General features: G+C 67.9%; 23 protein-coding genes and 1 pseudogene. 11 read left to right on the top strand and 13 right to left on the bottom strand.

Annotated elements, in window-relative coordinates; all coding sequences use genetic code 11:
• The 5 genes and pseudogenes from CCS01_RS35040 to CCS01_RS09010 all read right to left on the bottom strand — a co-directional run.
• Positions 1 to 96 (bottom strand): annotated as a pseudogene (locus CCS01_RS35040) (IS5/IS1182 family transposase); the annotation flags it as partial.
• 139 nt (positions 97 to 235) lie between these two features.
• Positions 236 to 1333: an efflux RND transporter periplasmic adaptor subunit gene (locus CCS01_RS08995; protein WP_158258304.1), complete on the bottom strand. Its 1098-nt coding sequence runs from the start codon at positions 1331 to 1333 to the stop codon at positions 236 to 238.
• A 53-nt stretch (positions 1334 to 1386) separates the two neighbouring features.
• Positions 1387 to 2664 carry a TolC family protein gene (locus tag CCS01_RS09000; protein WP_104518495.1) on the bottom strand — a complete coding sequence of 426 codons (1278 nt, stop codon included), beginning with the start codon at positions 2662 to 2664 and terminating at the stop codon, positions 1387 to 1389.
• Between the two features lie 756 nt (positions 2665 to 3420).
• The gene (locus tag CCS01_RS09005) at positions 3421 to 3810 is read right to left on the bottom strand and encodes a hypothetical protein (RefSeq protein WP_104518496.1); all 390 of its coding nucleotides are present in this window, start codon (positions 3808 to 3810) and stop codon (positions 3421 to 3423) included.
• Between the two features lie 124 nt (positions 3811 to 3934).
• Complete coding sequence (locus CCS01_RS09010; RefSeq protein WP_104518497.1) at positions 3935 to 4816, bottom strand: MBL fold metallo-hydrolase; 882 nt, start codon at positions 4814 to 4816, stop codon at positions 3935 to 3937.
• Between the two features lie 162 nt (positions 4817 to 4978).
• Here CCS01_RS09010 and CCS01_RS09015 point away from each other — a divergent pair, with 162 nt between their 5' ends.
• The 4 genes from CCS01_RS09015 (at position 4979) to CCS01_RS09030 (ending at position 9819) form a co-directional block, all read left to right on the top strand.
• Positions 4979 to 5980, top strand: coding sequence for an aldo/keto reductase (locus CCS01_RS09015; protein WP_104518498.1), 1002 nt, complete (start codon positions 4979 to 4981; stop codon positions 5978 to 5980).
• Between the two features lie 3 nt (positions 5981 to 5983).
• On the top strand, positions 5984 to 6883 hold the full coding sequence (locus CCS01_RS09020) for a hypothetical protein (RefSeq protein WP_104518499.1): 900 nt from the start codon (positions 5984 to 5986) through the stop codon (positions 6881 to 6883).
• Positions 6884 to 6939: 56 nt separating this feature from the next.
• Positions 6940 to 8880, top strand: a complete 1941-nt coding sequence (locus CCS01_RS09025) for an AI-2E family transporter (RefSeq protein WP_104518500.1) — start codon at positions 6940 to 6942, stop codon at positions 8878 to 8880.
• A gap of 75 nt (positions 8881 to 8955) precedes the next feature.
• Positions 8956 to 9819 (top strand): endonuclease/exonuclease/phosphatase family protein, encoded by an 864-nt coding sequence (locus tag CCS01_RS09030; RefSeq protein ID WP_193540122.1) that lies wholly within the window; start codon positions 8956 to 8958, stop codon positions 9817 to 9819.
• A 222-nt stretch (positions 9820 to 10041) separates the two neighbouring features.
• On the opposite strand, the gene CCS01_RS09035 is transcribed toward CCS01_RS09030, so the two are convergent.
• The 3 genes from CCS01_RS09035 to CCS01_RS09045 form a co-directional block, all read right to left on the bottom strand.
• Positions 10042 to 10614, bottom strand: coding sequence for a hypothetical protein (locus CCS01_RS09035; RefSeq protein ID WP_104518501.1), 573 nt, complete (start codon positions 10612 to 10614; stop codon positions 10042 to 10044).
• Positions 10615 to 10648: 34 nt separating this feature from the next.
• Entirely contained in the window at positions 10649 to 11512 is an 864-nt protein-coding gene (gene ppk2, locus CCS01_RS09040; protein WP_239992065.1) for a polyphosphate kinase 2, read from the bottom strand.
• A gap of 68 nt (positions 11513 to 11580) precedes the next feature.
• Positions 11581 to 12117 (bottom strand): phasin family protein, encoded by a 537-nt coding sequence (locus tag CCS01_RS09045; protein WP_104518503.1) that lies wholly within the window; start codon positions 12115 to 12117, stop codon positions 11581 to 11583.
• Between the two features lie 368 nt (positions 12118 to 12485).
• Here CCS01_RS09045 and CCS01_RS09055 point away from each other — a divergent pair, with 368 nt between their 5' ends.
• From CCS01_RS09055 to CCS01_RS09065, 3 genes are all read left to right on the top strand, one after another.
• Positions 12486 to 13586, top strand: a complete 1101-nt coding sequence (locus tag CCS01_RS09055) for an efflux RND transporter periplasmic adaptor subunit (protein WP_104518505.1) — start codon at positions 12486 to 12488, stop codon at positions 13584 to 13586.
• A gap of 3 nt (positions 13587 to 13589) precedes the next feature.
• Positions 13590 to 16760: an efflux RND transporter permease subunit gene (locus tag CCS01_RS09060; RefSeq protein WP_104518506.1), complete on the top strand. Its 3171-nt coding sequence runs from the start codon at positions 13590 to 13592 to the stop codon at positions 16758 to 16760.
• 130 nt (positions 16761 to 16890) lie between these two features.
• Positions 16891 to 17466, top strand: a complete 576-nt coding sequence (locus tag CCS01_RS09065; protein WP_104518507.1) for a CBS domain-containing protein — start codon at positions 16891 to 16893, stop codon at positions 17464 to 17466.
• 126 nt (positions 17467 to 17592) lie between these two features.
• Here CCS01_RS09065 and CCS01_RS09070 read toward each other — a convergent pair whose 3' ends face one another.
• The 5 genes from CCS01_RS09070 to CCS01_RS33555 form a co-directional block, all read right to left on the bottom strand.
• Positions 17593 to 18771 (bottom strand): acetate/propionate family kinase, encoded by a 1179-nt coding sequence (locus CCS01_RS09070; RefSeq protein ID WP_104518508.1) that lies wholly within the window; start codon positions 18769 to 18771, stop codon positions 17593 to 17595.
• Positions 18772 to 18789: 18 nt separating this feature from the next.
• Positions 18790 to 19563 carry an enoyl-ACP reductase FabI gene (gene fabI, locus CCS01_RS09075; protein ID WP_104518541.1) on the bottom strand — a complete coding sequence of 258 codons (774 nt, stop codon included), beginning with the start codon at positions 19561 to 19563 and terminating at the stop codon, positions 18790 to 18792.
• A 21-nt stretch (positions 19564 to 19584) separates the two neighbouring features.
• Entirely contained in the window at positions 19585 to 20544 is a 960-nt protein-coding gene (locus CCS01_RS09080) for a phosphate acetyltransferase (protein WP_104518509.1), read from the bottom strand.
• Positions 20537 to 22708, bottom strand: coding sequence for a DUF3141 domain-containing protein (locus tag CCS01_RS09085; protein ID WP_239992066.1), 2172 nt, complete (start codon positions 22706 to 22708; stop codon positions 20537 to 20539). The genes CCS01_RS09080 and CCS01_RS09085 overlap by 8 nt, the downstream gene beginning before the upstream one ends.
• Positions 22709 to 22778: 70 nt before the next feature.
• Positions 22779 to 22916, bottom strand: a complete 138-nt coding sequence (locus CCS01_RS33555) for a hypothetical protein (protein WP_158258305.1) — start codon at positions 22914 to 22916, stop codon at positions 22779 to 22781.
• A gap of 376 nt (positions 22917 to 23292) precedes the next feature.
• On the opposite strand from CCS01_RS33555, the gene CCS01_RS09090 reads away from it, so the two are divergent.
• The 4 genes from CCS01_RS09090 to CCS01_RS09105 all read left to right on the top strand — a co-directional run bounded on the left by CCS01_RS09090 (position 23293) and on the right by CCS01_RS09105 (position 26160).
• Entirely contained in the window at positions 23293 to 23685 is a 393-nt protein-coding gene (locus CCS01_RS09090; RefSeq protein WP_104518511.1) for a Rap1a/Tai family immunity protein, read from the top strand.
• Positions 23686 to 23704: 19 nt separating this feature from the next.
• Positions 23705 to 23971 (top strand): glycine zipper family protein, encoded by a 267-nt coding sequence (locus tag CCS01_RS09095; protein WP_104518512.1) that lies wholly within the window; start codon positions 23705 to 23707, stop codon positions 23969 to 23971.
• 412 nt (positions 23972 to 24383) lie between these two features.
• On the top strand, positions 24384 to 24902 hold the full coding sequence (locus CCS01_RS09100) for a hypothetical protein (RefSeq protein WP_104518513.1): 519 nt from the start codon (positions 24384 to 24386) through the stop codon (positions 24900 to 24902).
• Positions 24903 to 24969: 67 nt separating this feature from the next.
• Positions 24970 to 26160, top strand: coding sequence for a cation:proton antiporter domain-containing protein (locus CCS01_RS09105; RefSeq protein WP_104518514.1), 1191 nt, complete (start codon positions 24970 to 24972; stop codon positions 26158 to 26160).
• Positions 26161 to 26450: the final 290 nt, after the last annotated feature.

A 26450-nucleotide genomic window follows, 5' to 3' on the forward strand; every position in this document is an offset into this window, starting at 1 on the left:
GTTGTTCGCAGCGGTCACGCCAACGGACCCCGGACGGCCCGGCAAATGGTCCTTGATCCGCTCCCACTGGTCGTCGCGCAAGGCATGTCGATGCATCGGTCAGCCTCTCCAAAGCTGACTGCCTATGCATCGAAGAACCGGGGCTGCTGGAATCGGGAAGCCGCTTGTTGATCAACGATTCCGCCGCACTGTTGCAGCCCAGACTCACTCGGCTGGCTCCAATTGACGACACGCCCTAGTGTTCCCCGCTGGTCATGGCTTCCTGCAGCATGGCCTTCAGGGCGAAGCTGCCGATCGTCACCACCTCGTCCCCGGCGTGCAGGCCGCTGCGCACCTCCACCCAGTCCGGCTGCTGCACCCCCAGCGTCAGGTCGTGGCTCTGGAACCGGTTGCCGCCGATGGGGGTGAACGCCACCTGTTTCTTCCCCAGGAACTGCACCGCCGAAACCGGGATCGTCACGTCGTCCCGCCCGCGGTTGCTGGTGATCGTCGCCTCGATGAACATCCCGGCCCGCAGCGTGTCATCCCTGTTGTCCAGCACGATCCGAGCCGGCAGCGTCCGCGCCCGCGTGTCCAGTTGCGCGCTCAGCGCCGCCACCTTGCCGTTCCAGACCTGGCTGCCGCCGCTCGCGAGCCGCACCTCGGCGGGATCGCCCACCGCCACCAGGGTCGCGCTCGCCTCCGGGACCTGCGCCAACGCCACCACGACGGACAGGTCGGCGACCGTGAAGCTGTTGGTGGTGGGATCGATCAGCTCTCCCGGCGTGACGTTCACGCTCACCACCGTACCGCCCAGCGGGCTGGCCAGGTCCGCCAGTCCCGGCGCCTTGCCGGGGTTCAGCAAGGCGATCTGGGTCTGCAGCGTCCGCACCCGGTTCTGCGCCACGGAAGCCGTCGCCTCGGCCTGCGCCAGCACCAGCCGGCGCCGCTCGGTCTCCGCCTGCGACAGGGAGCCCTCGCGGGTCAGGATGACGCCGCGGCGCAGCGCGTCCCGCGCCACCGCCACGCCGGCCTGCGCCTCCTGCAGCGAAGCCTGTGCCGAGGCCAGCCCCTCCTCCTGGTTCACCAGGGTTGGCACGTCCAGCGTCGCCAGCGGCTGGTTCGCCTTCACCGCATCCCCCGGCTGCGCCAGCAGCCTGATCACGCGGCCCTGGGCCAGGGGCCGCACGATCGCGACGTGGTTGGGATCGAAGGCGATCGTGCCTGGCACTTTGATGGGTTCGGTGATCGCCCGCGTCTCCGCCTTCGCCGTCTTCAGGCCGATGGTTTGCTGCTGCTGCGGTGTCATCGTCACAGTGTCGGCGTGCTTCCCGCCGGTCTGTTCCGCTGCCATGCCGGGAGGTGCCGAAATCATCAACAGCCCGGCCAGCGCCGCCGCAATCCGCCTCAAGGAATGACGCCCTGGGCAATGACGACCTCCAGCCGCGCCGCCTCCAGCAGAGTGCGACTGCGTGCCGCTGAAAACGCCGCATCGAAGGCGCTGGCATTGGCCCGCACCACCTCGATCAACGGCATCTCGCCCTGTTTCCAGGACCGCTCCACCATGTCCTGCCGCTGCGCCAGCTCCCGCGCCGCGCGCACGGCCACCGCCGCGCCCCGCTCGGCGCTGATCAGCGTTGCGTTCGCCTGCCGGTACTGGGCGACGATCCGCCGGCGCGCTTCTTCCAGCCGGGCCTCGGCCTGGGTCAGTTGCTCCTCGGCGGCGGCCCGCCGCGGGGCGTTCCGGGCCTCGCTGGCGAACGAGAAACGCAGCACCACGCCGAACCGCGTGTCCCACGGGGCGCCGTACTGCTTCTCGTTGATGCCGACGACGCCGATCTCGGGGTCATTGCGGTCCTGGAGGCGCACCAGGCGCAGATTGGCCTGCGCCACCTCCACGGCCCGCTGCGCCGCCGCCAGCCGGGGATCGTGGGCCATCCCCTCGGGCCCGAGCGCCGCGGGCCGAACCGGCGACACCAACCGCGGGATGGTTTCGCCGCCCAGCAGCGCCGCCAGCGACGCCAGGCTGCCCGCCAGCCGGGCCTCCGCGTCGCTGACGTTGACGCGCGCCCAGCCGACGTCCGCATCCGCCGCCAGCATGTCCGCTTCCGCGCCTTCCCCGGTGTGGAACCGGTTGCGCGCATCCGTAGCCAGCGCCTGGGACGTCGCCAGCCGCCGCTGCGCGATATCCCGCGCCGCCGCATCCAGAGCCGCCCGTGCCGACAGGTTCAGCAACTGCAAGGCCAGCGACAGGTGCGCCGCCTCCCCGGCCGCGCTTGCCGCGGCGCCGCGTGCCTGCGCCAGTTTCTGCGTCGCGGTACCTTCACCCGGCAGCCAGAGCGGCGTCGTCACCTGCACCTGCGTGGTGATGTAGTCCTCCGCACTGCCCAGCATGTTGTCGTTGACATACATGCTGGAGACGCTCGGCGCGTCGGGGAACAGGGCGCTGCCTTCGAGGTTCTGCGCCGCCGCCACTTCCTGCTGCGCCACGTAGGTCCGCCGCTGCGGCAACCGGTCCCACGCCAGCGCCAGGGCCTGATGAAACGTCATCGGCACCGCCCGCGGCCGCTGTTGCGCCCGGGCATGCGGAGGCGCAAGCAGGGCCGGGACGATGGCGGCGGCAACGATCAAACGACGCTTACGCGCCGGATCGCCGCCGTCCGCCACGCGACCTCGTAGAACCATCGGACCCCGCCGCACAAGGATTGGGAACCCTGCTACGAACGGCCTCGGCGGATAACGGTTTCAGCGTGGGGCCGCATGCCCGTAACGTGAAGACGCGGCCGAACCCCGGGAGCCGGTATCGTCGCGGCAGCCATGCCAGGGCCGGAATATCGGCACGATCCGGCAAGCTGCGGCGGCGCCACCTGGCAGGGAGACTGTCCCATCTCCCTCACCGTCATGGCCGGGCGTGTCCCTACGCAATGCACACATCTTGGAAACGGTCCGCCGCTGCGTTTCCCTTTCGTCATGGCCCGGCTTGTCCGGGCCACCTGTCGCGGCACAAGTGCTGGAATAGGTGGCCCGGACAAGCCGGGCCATGACGATGGGGGAACGCTCTCGGCCGTGAGGCAAGCACTTGATTTTACGGTCATTTCCGACTCGTTTCCGGGATGTGCGCATCCCGTAGGGCGTGTCCCGGCCATCCCCCCCCGCCGTTCGTGCGCAGATGGCCGGGACACGCCCCATAGGCGGCGCTAACTTAGGCGGCCAGGGGCACGTCCGTTGCTACCCCGTCATGGTGGGCGCAGGCCCACCATCCACGCCTTTTGCCGATATCAGCACCGTAAGGCGTGGGTGGCGGCCCTGCGGCCGCCATGACGACGGGGCGGTGACCGCGCCCGGCCGCCTAAGTTAGCGCCCATGGGGACACGCCCGGCCATGACGGTGAGGGCAGGCCGCCTCGGCGTGCCAACGAAGCCCGGCCCGAACCGAACGCCCTTACCCTTCCATCATCCAGTCGAACAGTTCGTCGTCATCATCGAACGCCCGCACCGGCTGCCGCGCCGTTGGCCAGCCGTCGGGATCGACGTTCTCCTCGATGCCGTCCGGGTCGATCGGCGGCAGGGGATCGTCGGGATGGTCGTAGTGCAGCTTGTCCTTGATCTGCCGCACGATCGCCTGCTGCCTGTCGGTCAGCCACATCGCCTGCTGGTACAGCCGGTGCTTCATGTCGTTGAGGAAATTCTCCTCCCACGCCGTCAGGTGCGGATCGCCCAGCGCGAACAGCACGAACGACCGCAGCGACTGCATGTCGTCCGGCGACAGCGAAGGCTGCACGGTGGCGGGCGCGGACTTCTTCGACATTCCGTTGGCGGACAGGCTGGCCATGGCCGGGGGCGTACACGGTTGTCCAACACCGGTCAACAGGGTTGCGGAATGTTACCCACAGGGTTGCGAACAGCTCGCCGGCCTTCCCGCCAGCTCCTGCGTCATGTGCCGGACGGACCGCCGATCAGCTGCGCCCGGGATAGGCCGAGCCCTCCTCGGCGGTGGCGGGGTGACCGACATAGCGGCCCTGCGCCGGCACCGCGACGCGCTCGAACTCTGTCGCCAGCGTGTGCAGCGACTGCCGCATCGCCGGGCCGCGCAGGCCGTGGCCGTGGCCGGTCACCACCGTCTCGGGCTCCAGCGCCGCCAGGGCGCGGACCGACTCCGCCGCCTTCTCCCAGTCGGGAGTGAAATACATCGGCGGGCCGTGCAGTTCGGGTTCCTGCACCGCCACGGCATAGGCGGACTCCTGCGCGGTGGTGATGAACGCATCGCCGGCGACCAGCAGCCGGTCCTCCTCCCGCCACAGCGAGACGTGCCCGGTGCTGTGCCCTGGCGTGTGGATCCACCGCCAGCCTGGCAGGAACGGCAGGGTGCCGTCGGTGGGCAGCGGCCGCAGCCAGGTGCCGACGTCCAGCGGGCCACGCGGGAACAGCGTGGCCAGCAGCGACATCGCGCCGCCGCCGACGGTCGGGTCCGGCTTCGGATAGGCGCTCTGCCCGTTCAGGTAGGGATGTTCCAGCGGATGCGCGTAGACCGGCACGTTCCACTTCTCCGCCAGCGTGCGCAGCGCTCCGACATGGTCGATATGCCCATGCGTCAGCACGATCGCCGCCGCCGGCCGATCGGCGCCGAACCGGGCCGCGGCCGAGCGGGCGATCATGCCGGCGGTGCCCGGCAGGCCGGCATCGACCAGCACCCAGTCGCCGCCCGGGCGGCCGAGGAACACCACGTTGACCATCGCCAGCCGCCGGTAGGCGACGTCCGGGGCGAGCGCCCAGACCGCCTCGTCCGGCACGGTAAAGCCATACAACGCCTCATTTTCCACCTGAACCTGTTGCGCCATGACCGCCTCCTGCCTGTCGCTTCAGGCAACAGGCGCCGCGCCGGGCGGTTGTGCGCCCTCGCGTTCAGATAATTGTGTTGGCGCCGGACCGGCCCGCCATCCGGTTGCACACCGGCGCCGGGCCACCCAATCTTCTCTCTCAACACAGGGAGGAACGTCCGCATGTGGGAGACGCGTCCGATCGGCCGCACGACGCTCAGAGTCACCGCCTTCGGCCTCGGCACCGCCACCATGGGCGGCAGCCGCTTCAAGGTCACGCAGCAGGAGGGCCAGGGCATCGTCGCCGCCGCCTGGGACGCCGGCGTGCGCTACTTCGACACCGCCCCGTTCTATGGCGTCGGCGCGGCCGAGCATCGTGTCGGCGACGCCCTGCGCGACCATGACCGTGACGCGTGGGTGCTGTCTACCAAGGTCGGGCGGCTGCTGCGGCCGAAGACGGACACCGCGCCCTCGCCGGACGGAAGGCTGTCGCCGCTGCCGTTCAAGGTGGTGTACGACTATTCCTATGACGGCATCATGCGCTCGGTGGAGGACAGCTACCAGCGCCTCGGTCTTGCCCGCATCGACATCCTGTACGTGCACGACATCGGCGCCTACCAGCACGGGCCGGAGGCGAACGCCCACCACCTCAAGGTGCTGCGCGACAGCGGCTACAAGGCGCTGGACGAACTGAAGCGCGGCGGCACGGTCAGCGCCATTGGCATCGGCGTGAACGAAAAGGAAGTGCTGATCGACGCCCTGGGCTTCGCCGACTGGGACGTCTTCCTGCTCGCCGGGCGCTACACGCTGCTGGAACAGGGGCCGCTGGACGACCTGATCCCGCTGTGCCGGCAGCGCGGCACCTCGCTGGTCATCGGCGGCCCGCTGAACTCAGGCATCCTGGCCGGGCGCGACACCTGGAACTACGACACGGCGCCGCCCGGGATCGTCGAACGGGTGCGCCGGATCGAGGCGGTGTGCCAGGCGCACGACGTGCCGCTGGCGGCGGCGGCCTTGCGGTTCCCGCTGGCGCACCCGGTGGTCGCCGCGGTGATTCCCGGCCCGCGCAACGTGGCGGAGTTCCAGGAGAACGTGAAGCTGTTCACAATGAAGATCCCCGCGGCCCTGTGGTCGGACCTGCGCGCCGAGGGCCTGCTGCATCCCGACGCCCCGGTACCGGGGTAGGCAATGCCGATCCATGAGCGTGATGTCTGGCGGGCGCAGTACTTCAAAGACGTTCCGTGCCCGGACGACGTGGTCATCCCGACGGACGACGTGCGCGCCTGGCCGCTCTATCCGCAGCACCGTTGGGTCTATGACAAGCTGGCGGTGGCATTGTCCCAGGGCCTGGACGCCGCCCCGCACGGCGTGCTGCCGGCGCACTACCCGGTGTTCTCCAAGCCAATGATCAACCTGCGCGGCATGGGCGCCGGCAGCCGCGTCATCGCCAACGAGGCGGAGTACCGCGCCGCGATGGCCGGCGGTCACTTCTGGTGCACGCTGCTGACCGGCCCGCATGTCAGCAGCGACGCCGCCGTGATCGACGGCAAGCCGGTCTGGTGGCGCCACACCACCGGCGTCACCGCGCCCGGCGGCACATTCGACTACTGGCACATCCACGCCGAACCGATGCGCGATATCGAGGACTGGTGCGGCCGCTGGGCGTCGGAACACCTGCGCGGCTACACCGGCATGATCAACGTCGAGACCATCGGCAGCCGGATCATCGAGGCGCACCTGCGCTTCGCCGATCAATGGCCCGACCTGTATGGCCCGGGCTGGATGGAGGCGGTGGTCGAACTCTACGCCAACGGCCGCTGGACCTACCCGGACCGCAACCCCACCGACGCCTACAGCGTGGTGCTGTTCGGCCCGCACGGCCGGCGCTACCGGCATCCGCCGGCGTCCGTGGTCGAGCAGGTCCTCGCCCTGGACGGGGTTACCAGCGTACAGATCACCTTCCATCCCGATTGGAACCCGGCACGGCACCCGATGCCGCCCGGAGGCTTCCGCCTGGCGATAGTCAACGCAACATCCCTTGCGGCAGGCCGGACGGGACGCAATATCCTGCGGCAGAGCATAATGTGATCCAAACGAACAGATTGGTGCTGCGTTAACCGGTCGCGATGTACGAGGCGGAACCCATGGCGGATGATGTGACCGAGCGGCATCCGGCAGTGGTGCCGCCGGCCGAGACCCCTGGCCTGACCGGCCTGATGACCCTTGCCGCCGGGGTCGTCATTGTCGCCGGCCTGTATCTTGGCCGTACAGTACTGATCCCGATCACGCTGGCGGTGCTGCTGTCCTTCGTGCTCGCGCCGCTGGTCAACCTGCTGCGCCGCATCCACCTGGGGCGCGTGCCCTCGGCGCTGCTGGCGGTGGTGCTGGCGCTCGGCATTATCCTCGCCATCGGCGGGCTGATCGGCACCCAGATTGCCGAGTTGATGCCGCAGGTTCCGACCTATGCCGAGACTATCCGCCAGAAGGTGGACACGATCCAGAATTACGCGCTGGCCAAGACCAGCCTGATGATGCGCCGGCTGACGCCGCAACTGAACGCGCCCGCCACGCAGCAGCCGAAGACGACGGCCGGGACGGAGCCGAAGCCGGTGCCGGTGGAGATCCACCAGCCGGAACCGACGCCGGTGCAACTCGCCGAGCGGATCATCACGCCGATTGTCGATCCGCTGTCCACCACCGCCATCGTCCTGGTCGTCGCCATCTTCGTGCTGCTGCAGCGCGAGGACCTGCGCGACCGGCTGATCCGGCTGTTCGGCTCCTCGGACCTGCACCGCACCACCGCGGCGATGAACGACGCGGCGCGCCGGCTGTCGCTGTATTTCCTGACCCAGCTTGCGATCAACACCACGTTCGGCCTTGTCACCGGCATCGGCCTGTTCCTGATCGGCGTGCCGTCGCCGCTGCTGTGGGGCGTGCTGGGGATGCTGCTGCGCTTCGTGCCCTATATCGGCGCGCCGCTGGCCGCCGTGCTGCCGCTGGCGCTGGCCGCCGCGGTCAGCCCGGGCTGGGGCATGGTGATCTGGACCGCCGGCCTGTACGTCGGCGTCGAGGGCGTCATGGGCCAGGTGGTGGAGCCGCTGCTGTACGGCCACAGCACCGGCCTGTCGCCGTTCTCGGTTGTGGTCTCCGCCACGTTCTGGACCTGGCTGTGGGGCCCCATCGGCCTGATCCTGTCCACCCCGCTGACGCTGTGCCTGGTCGTCCTGGGCCGCCATGTCGAGCGGCTGGAGTTCCTGGACGTGATCCTGGGCGACCGCCCGGCCCTGACCCCGGTGGAAAGCTTCTACCAGCGCATGCTGGCCGGGGACCCGGATGAAGCCCGCTTCCAGGCCGAGATGCTGCTGCGCGACCGTCCCTTGTCCTCCTATTACGATGAAGTGGCGCTGAAGGGCCTGCAGCTTGCGGCGGTGGATGCCGCCCGCGGCGTGCTGACCGAGGCGCAGATGGAGCGTATCAGGTCGTCGATGCAGACCCTGATCGACGACCTGGACGAGTATGAGGACCAGGAGCCGACGGCCCATGGCGCGATCGACGGGCCGGCGGCGCTGTCGCGCGAGGAGCAGGATCTGCCGAAGCACCCGGCCCCCGGCAAGGCCGTGCCAGAGACACTGGCGGAGTCCTGGCGCGACCACGAGCACGCCCCGATCCTGTGCATCGCCGGCCGTGGACCGCTGGACCAGGCCGCGGCCAGCATGCTGTCGCAGTTGCTGCACAAGAACGGGCTGAAGGCACGGGTGCTGCGGCATGCCGCCGCCTCGCGCGGGCTGATCAGCGCGCTGAACGCCGAAGGCGTGGCGATGGTCTGCCTATGCTACCTGGAGATCAGCGGTACGCCGTCGCACCTGCGCTACCTGGTGCGCCGCCTGCGCCAGCGTCTGCCAGTGGCAAAGCTGCTGGTCGGGCTGTGGCCGGCCGAGCAGGCGATCCTGACGGATGAGCGTCTGCGCACCGCCGTCGGCGCGGATATCTACGTCAGTTCGCTGCACGAGGCGGTGGAGGCGTGCCTGGAAGCGGCGCGGGCGGAGGAACAGCCGGCGCCGGCGCTGGCGGAGGCGCCATCTTAACCCTTTCGCGCGCGCATCGTGCGATAGTGCCGCGCACCGGCCCCCTCCCGGGCCGGTTGCGGAGCCGAATGCATCATGACGCGCCTGCTGTTGTTGCTGATCCTGCTGCTGCCGCTGGCCGCGCGGGCCGCGGACCTGAAGGTCGCCACCTGGAACCTGGACTGGCTGACGACGCGTCAGGCCGGCGACCGCGCCCTGCCGCGCGACGTGACGCCGCGGTCCGCGGACGATTTTGATCGCCTGGCCCGCTACGCGCGCGCGCTCAACGCGGATGTGGTGGCGATCGAGGAGGTGGACGGGTGGAGCGTGGCATCCAGGCTGTTCCCGCGCGACCGCTATTCGATCCACATGACCCATGACCACGTCGTGCAGCGGGTCGGCATCGCGGTCCGGCGGTCCCTGCACTATGACGTCAATCCCGACGTGACCGGGCTGGGCTTCGGCCATCTGCGCAGCGGCGCCGACATCACGCTGCATCTCGGCGCGGCCGATCTGCGGGTCCTGGCGGTGCACCTGAAGAAAGGTTGCCGGGACCGGTGGGCTGTGGCCGGCAGCCTGGCCTGCCGTGAGCTGCGCGATCAGGCGCAACTGCTGGCGGACTGGATCGCGGCGCGCCGGCAGGAAGGCGCGGCATTCCTGATCCTGGGGGATTTCAATCGGATCATGGACGGCAACGACGCCGTGCTGGCCTCGCTGCGGCAGGCGGCGCCGCTGGTTCGCGCCACCGAGGGGCGGAGTTCGCCCTGCTGGGGAAACGAGAGCTTCATCGACCACATCCTGGCCGGCGGTGCGGCGGCGGCGTGGATGCGCCCGGAGACGCTCCGGGTGCTGCGGTACCGGGAAACCGACCCGGCGTGGAAGGACCGGTTGTCCGATCATTGTCCGGTTTCGGTGCGCCTTGCCGTGCCGGACGGCAATGGCGATCCGCACGAAGGGTAGGATGGGTTGGGGCGCGCCCTCATCGCCATGGTGGGCGCAGGCCCCATAGGCGCTGAAACAGTGGTGCAGGCGGTGCGATCGCTCTATCGTCATGGCGGCCGCAGAGCCGCCATCCCCGCCTTCCGCCGCCTCAACCCCGCCAGGCGTGGATGCCGGGCCTGCGCCCGGCATGACGAAGTGGAAACGACCGCTGCCGTGGGCACAGGCGGCGCGGCTGAGGGATCACTCCTTCATCGGCTCCACGCTCACGGCAACCGCCTCGGTGTAGGTCAGGTCGACCTCGTCGCCGACGCGCAGGGTATGGAGGAACTTCTGCATCTGGGGATCGAGCACCTCGGTGGTCCGCTCGATCTTCGCCGGCCCGATGAACGACACCAGGTTATGCCGCTTGTCGATCTGCGTGATCCGGACGCGCACCTTGATCGTCTGCTCTGCGGCGCCCCCCGGCTTCTGGCCCAACGCGGCGCGTTCGGCGCGTTGCGACGCCTGCACCGGCGGCGGGGCCGTGCCGGGCCTGGCGAGGCTGGCGGCCAGCGCCTCGCGGTAACGCACGATCACCCGGTCCCCCGCCTTCAGTTGCGCAAGATTCCTGACCTCCGGTCCGGCTACGACGGTCAGCAGGCCGCCTTGCGGTCCGCGCAGCAGCACGGCGCGGTCGTGCTGATCCACCGATTCGACGGTGGCGCTGACTTCGTCCTCATCGCTGACCGTCACGGCCGCCGCCGCGCGCGGCGGCTGGGCGACGCCGAACAGCAGCGTTGCCGCGGCGGTCAGCAGAATGAACCTGGTTCGCATCGTTTGCTTTCTCCTTTGACGACAGGCCGTAGCCTTATGGAAGTTTCCGCGCGTGCCCGGACGGCCATTGCAGGTCGGGCACGAATTTATACGGGTAGTCGGGCTCCTTGTAGCCGTCGGGGTCCTGCCGTTTGGGCAGCTTCACCTTTTCCCGCGGCACCGCCTCATGCGGGACATGGACCAGCAGGTGCGATATGGTGTTCAGCCGGGCCCGCTTCTTGTCATCGGAATTGACCACGTACCAGGGCGCCCAGGGCGTGTCCGTCGCCTTGAACATGTCGTCGCGGGCGCGCGAATACTCGTACCAGCGGCTGTAGGACTTCAGGTCCATCGGCGAGAGCTTCCAGGTCTTCCGGCCGTCGTCGATGCGGGATTTCAGCCGCGCGGTCTGCTCGGCCTCGCTGACCTCCAGCCAGTACTTCAGAAGAATGATGCCCGATTCGATCATGGCCTTCTCGACCAGCGGGGTCATGGCCAGGAAACGGCGGACCTGTTCCTCGGAGCAGAAGCCCATGACCCGCTCGACGCCGGCGCGGTTGTACCAGCTGCGGTCGAAGATGACGATCTCGCCGCCGGCCGGCAGGTGCGGCACGTAGCGCTGGAGATACATCTGGTTCTTTTCGCGCTCGGTCGGCGCCGGCAGTGCGACGACGCGGAAGATGCGCGGGCTCACCCGCTCCATGATGGCCTTGATGACGCCGCCCTTGCCGGCGCCGTCCCGCCCTTCGAAGACGACGCAGACTTTCAGCCCCTGGTGGACGACCCATTCCTGGAGCCTGACCAGTTCGACATGCAGATTGGCCAGCTCGCGCCGGTATTCCTTGTTCGGCAGGTTGCCGGTGCCGGATGGATCGACGCCTGCGGGCGGGTCGTCATGCACTCGTTTCTTTGCAGCCACGGCGAGTCCTCGGTTGTCTGTGGGCCGGAATGCCAGGAGGTTCAGGATCAGTCCTTGCCGGTGGAGTCCTAAACGGCCCTCCGCGCGGACGTGAATGGCGGATCGGCGTGATCGGCGCGGAAAAACGCGTCAAATCCCTTCAGGTCCCAGAAACCGCCGAACATCCTGGCCTGGATTTCCGCCATCCTGGCAGCCTCCTTCGTGTAATCGTCAGCGGCATCGCGCATCCACTGGGCCTGCAGAAGAAACGCCTCGGGCAGGCTCTTGCACTGCGTCAGGCGGGTGGCGGTTTCGATGGTCCGGTTCCCCTGGCGGAGCAGAAAGTCCCCCAGCCCGGTGTTGAGGCTGGCAACCTGTTCAAAAAACTGCCGCCCCTGTTCGGAAAGAAGACGCGGAAAGTCGAAACCGAACCGAAGCATGGTCAGTCCCCCGCCAGCATAGGCCTGCCCCGCTCCGCGTGCATACTCCATTTTCTGTTTCCCTTTCTTCTGGAACATGATGGCGGCCCACCGGGCGGTGGCGGTGTCCGGGGACTTTTTCCGGGTGCGGGAAGCCGTGCGCCATTCTGGCGGCGCGGCCGTCGTGGCCGGCGCTTCGGGCGCCATGGCTTTGCCCTGGCCTGTCCGCACGGGAACTGTGCCCGGCATTTCCGGGGCTTGTATGAGGTTTGCTAACGTTCTAGCCTTCAATCATACTCCTACGCGTCGCGCCCGTAACCTGCGCCTGATGCCGGGCCGCCGCGCGCTGACGGTAGCGGGGAACGGCGATGATGCTATGCAAAAACGGCATCACCACGAAAAGAAGCGCCGCATCGGCCGGGGGACGCCCATGGCGCCGCGCGTTCGCCGCCGCGACGGGCCGCCGGGGCCTGCGCCGGGCGATTTGCCGAAACTGCATATGAACCTGCCAGACGGCGGCCTATCGAACGTGCCCCCGCTATGACGGTCGTGCCAGGCGAGCCGGAGAGGGTCCCATGCGTCTGTTCACTTTGATTGCCGCCGTGCTGTGCCCGCTCGCGATCCTGCCAGCCCGGGCGCAGCAGCCGGCAGCCGTACCGGTTGAAATCATCGTCGCCAGGCAGCAGCCCGTGACGCAGGCCGCCGAATTCGTCGGCCGGATCGAGGCGGTGGAGCGGGTCGAGATCCGCGCCCGGGTGACCGGCTTCCTGCAGAAGATCGACTTCAAGGAAGGGGAACTGGTGAAGCAGGGCGATGTCCTGTACCAGATCGAACCGGACAGCTTCCAGGCCGCCGTGCTGCAGGCGCGTGGCGCGCTGTTCCAGGCCCAGGCCAAATTCGCCAACGCCAGCGTGCAGCGGGCCCGGGCGCAGGAACTGGTCAAGACCAGCGCGACATCCCAGGCCGAACTGGATCGGCAGATCGCGGCCGAGAAGGCCGCGCAAGGCGACGTCATCACGGCCGATGCCAACCTCAAAACTGCCAGTATCAATCTCAACTATACCACGATCACCGCGCCGATCACCGGTGAGATCGGGCGGACCAAAGTTACGGTCGGCAACGTCGTCGGGCCGGATTCCGGGCCACTGACGACGATCGTCAGCAAGAACCCGATGTACGTCACCTTCCCGGTCAGCCAGCGCGAATTCCTGAAGATCCAGGCCGACGAGCGGCGCAAGCTCGAAGCGGCATTGAGCGTGCGGATCCGCTTCTCGGACGGATCGCTCTATCCGGAAGCGGGGCAGATCAATTTCGTCGACGTCGTGGTGGACCGGGCGACGGATACGGTGACCGTGCGCGCGACCATGCCCAACCCGCAGGGCGCCCTGGTTGACGGCCAGCTGGTGCGCGTGGCGGTGCAGGCGGAAAAGCCCGAGGAGAAGGTGCTGATCCCGCAGTCGGCGCTGATCGCCGATCAGCAGGGCGTCTATGTGTTCCTCGACGTGGACGGCAAAGCCGCGGTGCAGCGCGTGAAGCTGGGCGGCGAGCACGGATCGTCGGTGATCGTCAACGACGGCCTGAAGGGCGGCGAGCATGTGATCGTCCAGGGCATGGAGACCCTGCGCCCCGGCGCGCCGGTCCAGGCCACGCCCGCGCCGTCAGCCGATCGGAGCTGACGCATGTTCTCGTCGATCTTCATCCACCGGCCGCGGCTGGCCGCGGTCATCGCCATTGTTACGACCATCGCCGGGCTGCTGTCGCTGCTGGTGATCCCGGTCGCGCAGTATCCGGACATCGTGCCGCCGCAGGTGTCGGTGACGACGCTGTATCCCGGCGCGTCGGCCGCGGTGGTGGAGGCGACCGTTGCGCAGCCGATTGAAAGCCAGGTCGTCGGCGTCGACAAGATGATCTATATGAAGAGCGTCAGCGGCAACGACGGCAGCTATTCGCTGAAGGTGTCGTTCGAGCTCGGCACCGATCCGGACATCGACACCGTCAACGTCAACAACCGCGTGCAGGTCGCCCTGTCGAAGCTGCCGGAGGACGTTCGCCGGCAGGGCGTGACCGTGAAGAAGCAGTCCTCGGCGCTGCTGGGGGTGATCGCGCTGTACTCGCCGAAGCGGACGCACAACGAGCTGTTCATCTCGAACTACGCGACGATCAACCTGCTCGACCAGATCAAGAGCTCGCCGGGCGTCGGCGACGCGACCCTGTTCGGGCCGCAGGATTATTCGATGCGCGCCTGGGTGCGGACCGATCGGCTGACCGGGCTGAACCTGACGACGGCCGACATCATCAATGCGATCCAGTCACAGAACGTGCAGGCCGCGGTCGGGCGGTTGGGCGCGCGGCCGACCGGCAGCGACCAGCAATTGCAGTTGAATATCCAGACCAAGGGGCGGCTGACCTCGCCTGAGGAATTCGCGAAGATCGTGATCCGGACCAATCCGGACGGCTCCGTGCTGCGCCTGGGCGATGTCGCGCGGCTGGAACTGGGCGCGGCGAATATGGACCGCTCCACCCGGCTGGACGGCGGGCCGGCGGCGCTGATCGGTGTGTACCAGGCGCCCGGGGCGAATGCGCTGAAGGCACTCGATGGCGTCAAGCAGGTGCTGGCCGATGCCGCGAAGAGCTTTCCGGACGACCTGGCGTGGAAGGTGACGTATGACCCCACGACCTTCGTCACCGCAACGATCCACGAGGTGCAGAAGACGCTCATCGAGGCGTTCGTCCTGGTGGTGCTGGTCGTCTATCTGTTCCTGGGCAGCTTCCGGGCGACGCTGATCCCGACCATCGCCGTGCCGGTCAGCCTGATCGGCACGTTCATCGTGCTGAACGCCATCGGCTATTCCGCCAACACCGTCTCGTTGCTGGCGATCGTGCTGGCCATCGGCATTGTCGTGGACGACGCGATCGTGGTGGTGGAGGCGGTGGAACAGGTGATGGAGCATCACCCGGACCTGTCGCCGGCCGAGGCCACGACGATGGCGATGGGGCAGATCTTCGCGCCGATCATCGCCATCACGCTGGTGCTGCTGTCGGTGTTCGTTCCGGTTGCGTTCATCCCCGGCATTTCCGGCGAACTGTTCCGGCAGTTCGCGGTCACCGTCGCGGTGTCGATGTTCCTGTCGGCGATCAATGCGCTGACCCTGTCGCCGGCGCTGTGCGCGCTGTTCCTGCGCCCGCACCATGGCCCACGGCGTGGGCCAATTGGCATGCTGATGCGCGGCATCGACTGGGTGCGCGACGGCTACGGCGCCATCGTGGCGCGCCTGGTGCGGATCTCGATCATCGGCCTGGTGATGGTGGCGGGATCGATGGCGGCCATCTGGGGGATGGGGAAGGTAACGCCGACCGGCTTCTTGCCCGAGGAAGACCAGGGCGCGTTCTTCGTCATCGTGCAGCTGCCGGACGGCGCCTCGATCGGCCGGACCACCGGCGTCGTGGAGCAGATCGAGCGGGTGCTGAAGCAGGAACCCGCCATCGCGGATTACTCGGCGACGGTCGGGCTGAATTTCATCGACAACTACTCGCAGTCCAACGCGGCGTTCCTGATCGTCTCGCTGAAGCCGTTCGAGGACCGGAAGAATCCGGCGGATTCGGCGCCGGCGCTGATCGCGCGGCTGGGGGCGAAACTGCGCGCGGTTCGCGGCGGACGCGCGGTGCCGCTGGCGCCGCCGCCGATCATCGGACTGGGCACCGGGGGCGGGTTCAGCTACGTGCTGCAGGACGTCAGCGGCGGGAATCCGAAGGCACTGGCGCAGGTTTTGCGCGGGCTTCTGGTGGCGGCGAACCAGGATCCGAAGCTCAGCCGCGTGTTCAGCACGTTCTCGGCCAGCACGCCGTCGGTGTACCTGGATATCGACCGTGACAAGGCGCAGATCCTGAAGGTGCCGGTGTCGTCGATCTTCCAGGCATTGCAGGCGTCGCTGGGCGGCTACTACGTGAACGACATGAACCTGTTCGGGCGGACCTGGCAGGTGCAGGTGCAGGCCGAGGCGGCGGACCGGTCCTCGGTCGATGATATCTACCGCATCAACGTGCGCAGCCAGGACGGCAAGATGATCCCGCTGCGCAGCCTGGTGGAGGTGCGGCCGATCATCGGCCCGCAGGCGCTGATCCGCTACAACAACAACCTGGCGGTGACCGTTCAGGGCAGCCCCGCGCCCGGGGTTTCCTCCGGCCAGGCGCTGGCGGCGATGGAGCAGGTGGCGCAACAGAGTCTTCCGCGCGGCTACCGCGGGCTGTGGACGGACGTTTCGTTCCAGGAGAAACGGGCCGAGGGCAAGACCGGGATCATCCTGGGCTTCGCCGTGCTGTTCGCCTACCTGTTCCTGGTGGCGCTGTATGAAAGCTGGACCATCCCGGTGCCGGTTCTGCTGTCCGTGACCATCGGCGTGGTCGGCTCCTACGTCGCCATCCTGCTCGCCGGGTTGACGCTCGACCTGTACGCGCAGATCGGCATGGTCGTGCTGATCGGCCTGGCGGCAAAGAACGGGATTTTGATTGTGGAATTCGCCAAGGAACGGCGGGCCGAGGGCATGCCGCTGCTGGAAGCCGCGACCGAGGGCGCGCGGCTGCGCTTCCGCCCGGTGATGATGACGTCGTTCGCCTTCATCCTGGGCCTGCTGCCGCTGGTCATCGCGGTCGGCCCGTCGCAACTGGCGCGGCGCGACGTCGGCACGCCGGTGTTCGGCGGCATGCTGTTCGCCTCGTTCCTGGGGATTTTCGCCATCCCGGCGCTGTACGTCACGTTCCAGGGCATCCGCGAGCGGTTGCGGACGTCGGCCCGGCCGGGCCGACGGAAGCCCGAGCAGCCGGTTTCCGCCGATCACCATGTCGGTGCATAACCGAGCCGACCGGCCCTGCGTTTTTGCCAGGCGCGTTGACTTGCATCAATGGAAGGTCTGCATAATCTGCTAGTAATGATCTCGTAACCAGAGAACCCGGCCCTGCGTTGCCGGTAGTCGGAGAGAACCGATGCTTGACGAAGCAGTCGTGACTGCGGCTGACGTCATGACAAGAGACGTCGCCTTTGTGCATCCCGAAACCCCTTTGCTGGATGCCGTCAAGCTGATGGCCAGGCGCAGGATCAGCGGCATGCCGGTCGTGGATGACAACGGCACGATCGTCGGGATGATCAGCGAGGGCGACCTGGTCCGTTGGCACGAAGGCTACAGCGAACGGCAGGCGCACTGGCTCGACATGCTGGCGGAAGGGTTCCAGCTTGCGCCAAGCTTCCTGGATGGCATCCGGGCCGAGCGCTACAAGGTGAAGGCCGTCATGTCCCCGGGTTGTTTCAGCGTTACGGAAACGACGCTGGCGCGCGACATCGCGACGCTGATGCATGGCAAGAGCATCAAGCGGGTTCCTGTCCTGCGCGACGGCAAGCTGGTCGGGATCGTGGCGCGCTCGGACCTGATCCGGGCGCTGGCGCAGAAGCTTGACGAGAGAGCGCCGGCGGCGACGGCGGCGTTCCAATCCATCAACGAGGCCTTGCGGCATGGACGCGAGGAACAGGGGATACAGCCCGGCAAGGGGCCTGGGGAGAAATAACCGATCCGCCAGAGCCGGCGCACCGGCCCTCCACGTCACCGGGGTCGGCGCACCGGCGCCTCTGCGGCCGCCATGACGATTGCGGCGTCCGGGCCATAATGGACGCGGTTATCCTGCATCAGGTCCTTACGCCGGCGTTAGTTTCAGAAGATCCCTGGTGTGCCGGGTGATCATCCGTTCTTCATCGGTGCGAATGACCCAGACTTCGATCGACGAGTCATCACCGCTGATCCGGCCCCGGCCAACCTCATTCCGTATATGATCCAACTTGACGCCTGCCCAGCGGCATCCCTCGGTGACCGCCGCCCGGGTCGCCGCGTCGTTCTCGCCAATCCCGCCGGCGAAGACCATGGCACCGACGCCGCCCAGCGCCGCGGTCAGCGAGCCGACCTCGCGGATGATACGATAAATAAACAGGTCGATCGCCTCCCGCGCCCGCGGATCGGTCGAGGCGCGCAAGGTCCGCATGTCGGGGGAAATGCCGGAAACGCCGAGCAGGCCGGATTTCCGGTAGATCAGGTCTTCGAGCGCCGCCGCGTCCATGCCGTGCTCGGTCATCAGGTGCAGGATCACCCCCGGATCCAGCGCGCCGCAGCGGGTACCCATCATCAGGCCGTCCGCGGCCGTGAACCCCATGGTGCTGGCCACGCTGCGGCCGTTGCGCACGGCGCACAGGCTGGCGCCGTTGCCCAGGTGCGCCATGATGACCCGCCCGGCGGCCAGGGCCGGGCACAGGATGCGCATCTGTGACACCAGGTATTCATACGACAGCCCGTGGAAGCCATAGCGGCGGATGCCGGCCTCGCTGAACCGGCGCGGCAGCGCGAACGCCTGCGCGAGGTGCGGCTGCGCGCGGTGGAACGCCGTGTCGAAGCAGGCGACCTGAGGGATGTGCGGCACCACCTGGAGAAGCCTGCGTATGACCGCCAGGCTATGCGGCTGGTGCAGTGGCGCCAGCGGCACCAACTCGGACAACGTTTCAACAACGTCCACGTCCAGCCGCACCGGCGCGTCGTAGGCCATGCCTCCATGCACGACGCGATGCCCGATGGCGGCCACCGTGCCGGCGGCGAGGCTTGCGCCGGTCTGCAGGATCGCCTCGGCCGCCGCGTCGTGGCCGAACCCGGCCGCCGGCCACGCACGCTCGATGATCGTTTCGCCCTGCGCGTTCCGGACCCTCAGGCGAGGATCGACGCCGATGCCTTCGACCTGCCCGCGATACAGGACATCGTCGTCCGCCAGTCCGCACAGCGCGAACTTGATGCTGGAGGAACCCGCGTTGATGACCGCGATGCAGCCGGACATGGTACCTCCCTCGCGTGCTCAGGCAACGATGTTGGTGCCGCCGTCCACGTAAACCGTTCCGCCGGTGATGCGCTTCGCCAGGAACGTGGACAGGTAGGCGCAGGTGAAACCGACATCCATGATGTCGACCAGCTCGCCCAGCGGCGCCTTCTCCGCCGCCTCGTTCAGCAGCAACTCGAAATCCTTCAGTCCGGACGCGGCACGGGTCTTCAGCGGGCCAGGCGAGATCGCGTGCACGCGGATCCCCTTGTGCCCAAGCTCATAGGCCAGGTAGCGGCAGGACGCCTCCAGCGCCGCCTTCACCGGCCCCATCACGTTGTAGTTCGGCACGACCCGGTTGGCGCCGTAGTAGCTCATGGCGAACATCGCGCCGCCGTCGGTCATCAGCGGCGCCGCCAGCCGTGCCATGCGCACGAAGGAATGGCAGGAAACATCCATTGCCTTGGCGAAGCCCTCGGCCGAGCAGTTCAGTAGCCCGCCCTGCAAATCCTCCTTCGGCGCGAAAGCGATCGAGTGAAGCAGGATATCCAGCCGTCCCCACTGCGTCCGCACCTGGTCGAAGATCGCCTCCAGTTGTCCCGGGACCGCAACGTCCAGCGGCCCGGTGATGGACGCCTCCAGATCCTTCGCCAGCGGTTCCACATGCGGCCGCGCCTTGTCGTTCAGCCAGGTGATCGCGAGGTCCGCGCCGACGGTGCGAAAAGCCTTGGCGCAGCCATAGGCGATCGAGTGTTCATTGGCGACGCCGACGACAAGCGCCTTGTGCCCGGCCAGGACCGGCCTGATCTGCATCTCCGGCACGGCAATTCTCCTTCAACTGATGGAAGCGGAGGCAGAATTCCGCCTCGCCGCCGCCAGCATCACCGCGACGGCGCAGGAGGCGAGACGGGTCAGCAACGAATCCGCCCGGCTGGTCAGGATGATGGGAACCCGTGCGCCCAGGACGATGCCGGCGGCATCGGCACGCGCCAGGAACGACAGGCTCTTGGCCAGCATGTTGCCGGCCTCCAGGTCCGGCACCACCAGGACGTTCGCCCGCCCTGCGACGGGTGAAACGATGTGCTTGATCGCCGCGGCCTCGGGGCTGATCGCGTTGTCCAGCGCCAGCGGCCCGTCCAGCAGCGCGCCGGTGATCTGGCCGCGGTCGGCCATCTTGCACAGCGCCGCGGCTTCCACCGTGGACGGCACCTTCGCGTTGACCGTCTCCATCGCGCTCAGGATCGCCACGCGGACTTCCGGCGCGTGCAGGGCGTGGGCGAGGTCGATCGCATTCTGCACGATGTCGACCTTTTCCTCCAGCGTCGGCGCGATGTTCACCGCAGCGTCGGTGATGATCAGCGCATCACCATGGCCCGGCACGTCCATGATGAAGCAGTGGCTGATCCGCCGCGCGGTGCGGATGCCGCCTTCGCGCGCGACCACCGCAGCCATCAGTTCGTCGGTGTGCAGGCTGCCTTTCATCAGCGCCTCGGCCTGTCCGGCGCGCACCAGCTCGACCGCCTTGGCAGCCGAGTGGTGGCTGTGCTCGGCGTTGACGATCTCCAGGCCGGCGATATCGAGGCCCTCCGTTGCCGCCACGTTCCGAACCCGTTCGGCCGGGCCAACCAGGATCGGCTCGATCAGCCGCAGCTTGCGGGCCTCGATCGCACTTTGCAACGAGACGTCGTCACACGGATGCACCACGGCCGTCCTGACCGCCGGTTGCGACTGCGCCAGGGCGATCAGTTGCTGATACTTCGTGCGCTCGCGGGGCTTTTCGGGGACGTCAATCATGGGCCGCCTCGGTTGTCTCCAGGTGCTTCTGCTTCGGCTTGACATCGAACAGCGCCTCGATCCGCGCCAGCCGGCGCTTGCCTTCCTCCGACTCGACGCCGGTCGCGCCGAGGACGCGGTGCAGCACGTCGAGCCCAGTCTTGTGCTGGGCCGCATCGTCGCCGAGCAGCCTGGGCAGCGTCTCGATCGCGCGTTCCTCATCCAGGCAGACGAGCAGGAACTGTTCTCGCAGCAGCTCCTTGAACCGGGCGAGGCTTATGCGCTGCGCCGGCGGCTGAGCGGCACGGACCATTTTCAGCGCGGTAAATCCACGCTCGTCGATCACGCCTTCAGGCAGGCGGATATAAACCAGCGACCGCAGCACGGCTTCCGGCATGTGCCCGATCGTGAAACGATGTTCCAGCCGCGTCTTCAGATGCTCGACCGCCGCCTCGCGTGTCAGGTCCCGCTCGACGTGGCGCAGCACCGGCTGCTGCGGCCCCAGCCCGACCAGCGCCTGCAACAGCGGCGAACCATAGGTGGCCAGGAACGTCGCCTCGGTCACGGCGTCGCGCACTTCGCCCGAAGCCTGCAGGCAGGCGGTGATCCAGTCCGACGTCATGCGTTCGGCCGCCAGCCAGGGGTTATCCGCATGCACCGGCTGGCGGTTGGCGCGCACCAACTCCGCCAGGCCCTTGATCGGCTGCATGAAGGGATTTTCGTCGCCGAACATGGCGAACCGCAGGCGGTTCGGGTGCGCGGCCCGCACGGTCTCGGCAACCGGCTCGGGGACCCGCCCGCGCAGCATCGGGGCGGCGAAAGTTTCGTACAGCCCGCGGTTGATCTCCGACACGCGGGCGGCGGTGGCGAAACGGCGCTCGTCCGCCGCATCGTTGCCGCCAATGGCGCGGATGTGGTCCAGCGTCCGCGCTTCCAGCCGGAACAGGTAGCGCCCGTGCACCAGGTCGGGGTTCGCGGTATCCTCATTCACCTCGGTGATCACCGCCTCGTACAGGCCGGGCGGCAGCGCGTCGATCATGTCCATGCAGGACACGAACTCACCGTGTTCCTTCGTCGCCACCTTGCCGGAGACGAAAATGCCGAGATGGCCGATGCTGTGGTGCATCGTATAGACAATCGTCTGGCCGCTGGTGACGATCTCGCCGCCGTCGTCGTAAAGGTCCAGGATCCAGTCCAGCGCCTGCTGCGGCGGCGTGATGTTGTCGCCCCACGAGCAGAATACGATGATCGGCGAGCGGATGTTGCGCAGGTCGATGCGCACGCCGTCGGAGGTACGAAGCTGCCCGGTGGCCAGCTTGTTGCCGACGAACAGGTTGTCGGCGATCCACTGCATCTCCTGCGCGTTCAGCAGGACCGGGCTGCCCCACCACGTCTCGAAGTCGAGGAAGCGTTCAACCTCGGTATCGATCTTCGAATAGACGTTGTATCCTTTCGTCCAGTACGTGTTCGCCGGATTGAGCGACTCGAAATTCGCCACCAGGTTCGCGCCGTCGAAAATGCCGTTGCCCAGGTCGCCCGCCAGCGCGGTCAGCCAGGTGCCGCCCAGCACGCCGCCCAGGTAGCGCATCGGGTTCTTCCCGCGCACGCCGGCCCAGTACGACAGCGGCGAGCCCGCCAGCATGATCGGCCCCGGCAGGTCCGGCCGCATCGCCGCCATCATCATGATCTGCCAGCCGGCCTGGCAGTTGCCGATGATCACCGGCTTGCCCTCGGCCTCCGGGTGGCGCGCCGCCACGTCCGCGACGAACACGGCCTCGGCGCGGCAGACGTCCTCGATGGTCTGTCCCGGCATCGGCTTCGGCAGGAAGCCGACGAAATAGCAGGGACGGCCTTCGGCGAGGGCCATGCCGATCTGGCTGTCCTTCTTCATGCCGCCGATGCCGGGGCCGTGGCCGGCGCGGGGATCGACGACGATGATGGGCGCCTTGGCCGGATCGGTTGGAACATCGTCGGGCGGAATGATCCGCACCAGGGCGTAATTCACCGGCCGCTCCAGCGTGCGGCCATCGTGCACCAGCTCGGCCTGGAAGTGAAGCACATTCGGAACGGCCTTGGCCGCCTGCTCCCGATGGATGTTCGCCCGCTGCCGCAGGGTGTCGAGCGACAGGACGTAGCGCTGCCAGGCATCGACCCAGTAGTTCTGGAAACCGGCCCAATCAGTCATCGCTGACTCCATCGTGCAATGATCCGCAGCCGCGCCTGGAATACCGGAATTCGACTTTGGCTGCGTTGCGTTAAATCAAGCTCGCTGAAAGGCGGAACGACACCGGTTCATCCGGGATCGACCCGGCGCCGGCCCGACCGTCCTTGGACTGGAAGAAGACATGCAGGTCGTCCGGCACGAAGCCCAAGGTGCGGATGCCCGGGTTCACCAGTTCCCGGGCAATCAGCCTCGGCGCATCCTGTGCCGGGGCCTCCTGGCACGCTATGCGATTCCGGCATCGCCGGGCAGGGTCGGGAGGATTGCCGGAAACGCATAGCGGCGTGGCCGCCGGCGATGCAGGAATTGGCCGGGGTGGGCCGCAGGATGTCAAGGACAACAGCGGCCGTGGCACGCGGGCGGCATATCGTTGCGGCAGTCGATAGAGATTGCCAGCAGACCGCCCGGACCACGATGCCGCCAGGCCCACCCCGGATGGATCGGGACGACGGTGTCCCGAGAGAGGGTAAGGTACTACCATGACGGAAACCACTTCCAGGAAGCGAGCCGCAGTGGCCACGTGGCGTGAATCGTGCGGAAGGAAAGCGATGCGGATCGGGCTGTGGACTCTCGCTGGCTGCGGAATGATGCTGGCCGCTTCCGCGGCAAGCGCCGCGGTGACGCAGGACAGCTTTCTGCTGCGGAATACGGGGGATCTGGTCGATCTGTGCTCCGCGCCCCAGACCGATCCCCTGTACACGGCCGCGGTGAATTTCTGCCACGGATTCGGGGTTGGCGTGGTCCGTACGCTGCAGGACCAGGATGCGGCGTCCCGGTCGGGCCGCCTGTTCTGTTTCCCAAACCCGGCGCCGACAAGAAACGAGGCCGTTGCCCGCTTCGTGCAGTGGGCCAATGCCGATCCCAGCAGGTTGCAGATGTCCGCGGAGGATGGCATAGCCACCTATCTGTCGCAGCAATATCCCTGCCCGCGCCGTCGCTGAGAACCATGGGGGAAGAGTGATGAAAAGCATATTCGCCGTTCTGATCTGCGCTGTCACCCTCGCGGGATGCGCCGAGATGACGCCGGGCCAGCAGCGTGCGGCCGGCGGCACGGCCGTTGGCGCCGCCGGCGGCGCGGTCATCGGCGCCCTGGCCGGGAATGCCGCCCTGGGCACGGCGATCGGCGCGGGCGCGGGGCTTGTCGGAGGCCTTCTGTACAATCACGTCAAGCAGAACGAGCAGAGCGCATACCAACAGGGCTATTCAGCCGGCCAGCAGTCACGTTGACGTAACAGGCATTCGTGCGGCGGGCGGTCAGCGCGGCTGATCAGCCCGTCTGCGCAGGCAACAGCGTCCCCGGGATGGATCGCCTGCGCATACACCTTCCTGCGCCGCCACCGTTATTCTCCCGGACCAAGGTCGGATGGCCGGCAGCTGACGCGCAGGCTGTCCCGCACGGGGCGACAGGCACGCCGCGCGGTGCCGGACCTTCTGGCAGGCTATGCGGGTCCGGCATCGGGGACGGGAAATCGCCGGAAACGCATAGCCTCGCGGCGGCCGGTGATGCAGAAATTCGCCAGGCCTGCCTGCAGGATTTGAAGGGCGCCGTATCGCCCCGGCAATCGATGCGCCTCACGCACCGCGATGCCGCCTGGACCGGATCCTGCCGGCGACATCCAGAAAGAGCAAGGTGTTTGCCATGACGGAATCCAGCTCAGCCCCGTTCTCGGTCGCCAGCCTCTTCGCTGAACGCGAGGCCCACCGCCGCCAGGAGCAGGAAGCCGCGGAACAGGTCGCGCGGCGCAAGAACGAAGAAATGGCGCAGTTCAGGCAGCGGCTGGAGAACTTCCAGCTCACCGACGAGATCTTGCAAGCGGGCCAGTTGCGGATCAGGCGGGCGTTCGAACGCGGCGAGGAGGAACTGATGTTCACCTCCTTCCCCAGCGATTTCTGCACCGATTCCGGCCGCGCCATTATCAACGCCGGCGCCCCGCCGATTGTCGAACCGACCGACGAGGAGAAGGAAAAGCTCAAGGACGCCGATCCCGAGTGGCTGGCCACGCTGCCGCAGGGCGCCCGGGTGGTTTACGACTACTGGAAGCAGCACCTGAAGCCCGCCGGCTTCGGGTTTTCCGCCCGGATCCTGAACTTCCCGGGCGGCAAGCCAGGCGATGTCGGCATGTTCTTCACCTGGCCGAAGAACCAGCTCGACCTCTAGGCCAACCGCTTTCGCACGGCGCTCCGGCACCGACGGGCTGTCCGCGCCAGGCTGACTGCATATCCGGATGTATCTGAACGCCGCCATCCTCGCCGCCGTCGTACTGGCCTACAGCGCCGTGGCAGGCCGCGTCGGGCGATCCTGGCTCAGCGGGCCGATCCTGTTCACCGCCGCCGGCCTCGTCCTTGGCCCCGGAGGGCTGGGGTTGCTGCGCCTTGGCCTGACGGCAGCCGATTTGCGCACGGTGGCGGAACTGGCGCTGGCGATGGTGCTGTTCACCGACGCCGCCCACGCCGACATCGGCGTCGTCCGCCGCACCGTCGGATTGCCGCAGCGCCTGCTGCTGCTCGGCCTGCCGCTGACGATCGTGTTCGGCTTCGCCGCCGCCCTGCTGGTCTTTCCGGGGCTCGACCCGCTGGAGGCGGCGCTGCTCGCCACTCTGCTGGCGCCGACCGATGCCGCTCTGGGCGCCCCGGTCGTCACCAGCAAGACGGTGCCGCCGGCGATCCGCGAGGCGCTGAACCTGGAGAGCGGGCTGAACGACGGCATCTGCGTGCCGGTCGTCGTCATCCTGCTGGACTTCGCCGTCGGCCGCGAGATCGCGGGCAGCACCCTGCGTCACATCCTGGCCGTGGCGGCCGAGGAGATCGGCATTGGCCTGCTGGCCGGCGTTGTGCTGACGGTCCTGGCCGTCGTCCTGCTGCGCCTCGCGGCGCGGCTTGGCTGGACGGGCGCGCACTGGCGCCACATCCCGGTGGTCGCGCTGGCGGCGCTGTGCTTCACCGCGGCGCAGGCGCTGGGCGGCAGCGGCTTCATCGCCTGCTTCACCGGCGGCCTGCTGTTCGGTTCCCTGCGGCAGGACCAGGAGGACGATCTGCTGGCCGGCGCCGCCAGCACCGGCGAGGTCCTGGCCCTGCTCACCTGGATCGTGTTCGGGGGCCCGGTGCTGGGCCGGCTGCTGCCGCTGTTCACCTGGCAGACGTTGCTGTATGCCGCCCTGAGCCTGACCGTCATCCGCATGCTGCCGGTGTTCCTGTCACTGCGCGGCACGCCGATCGGCCGGCCCGAGCGGCTGTTCGTCGGCTGGTTCGGCCCGCGCGGGCTGGCCAGCATCGTCTTTGCCGTCATCGTCTTCGACGCCGGACTGCCCGGAAAAGAAACGGTCGCCGCGACCGCGGCCTGCACCGTCCTGCTCAGCGTCATCGCGCACGGCATGACCGCCAACCCGCTGGTGCGGATGATGGGACAGCGCGCCTGAACGGCACGGCGGCCGGCGCGGGGGGAAGTGCATAGCGTTTCGTCGGCAATCGGCTATTGTTTCGCCTCGATGACCGACGTCCGGCAGCGCTGGAGTCTGTTCCAGCGTGACCGGCATGACCTGGACACATCCGTTGACACGTTCCAGACCAACGCAACCCGATCCGGCTGCCTGCGGGAACCGCGCCACGGTTTCGCTTTGCGTCACGACGCTGGCGCCACGATGGTGGAAACAGAGCAGTGGCGGTTCTCTCCCCGTGATCGCCGGGCATGTCCCGGCCATCCGCGCTT

The sequence above is a fragment of the Rhodopila globiformis genome (assembly GCF_002937115.1).
Taxonomy (GTDB): Bacteria; Pseudomonadota; Alphaproteobacteria; order Acetobacterales; family Acetobacteraceae; genus Rhodopila; species Rhodopila globiformis.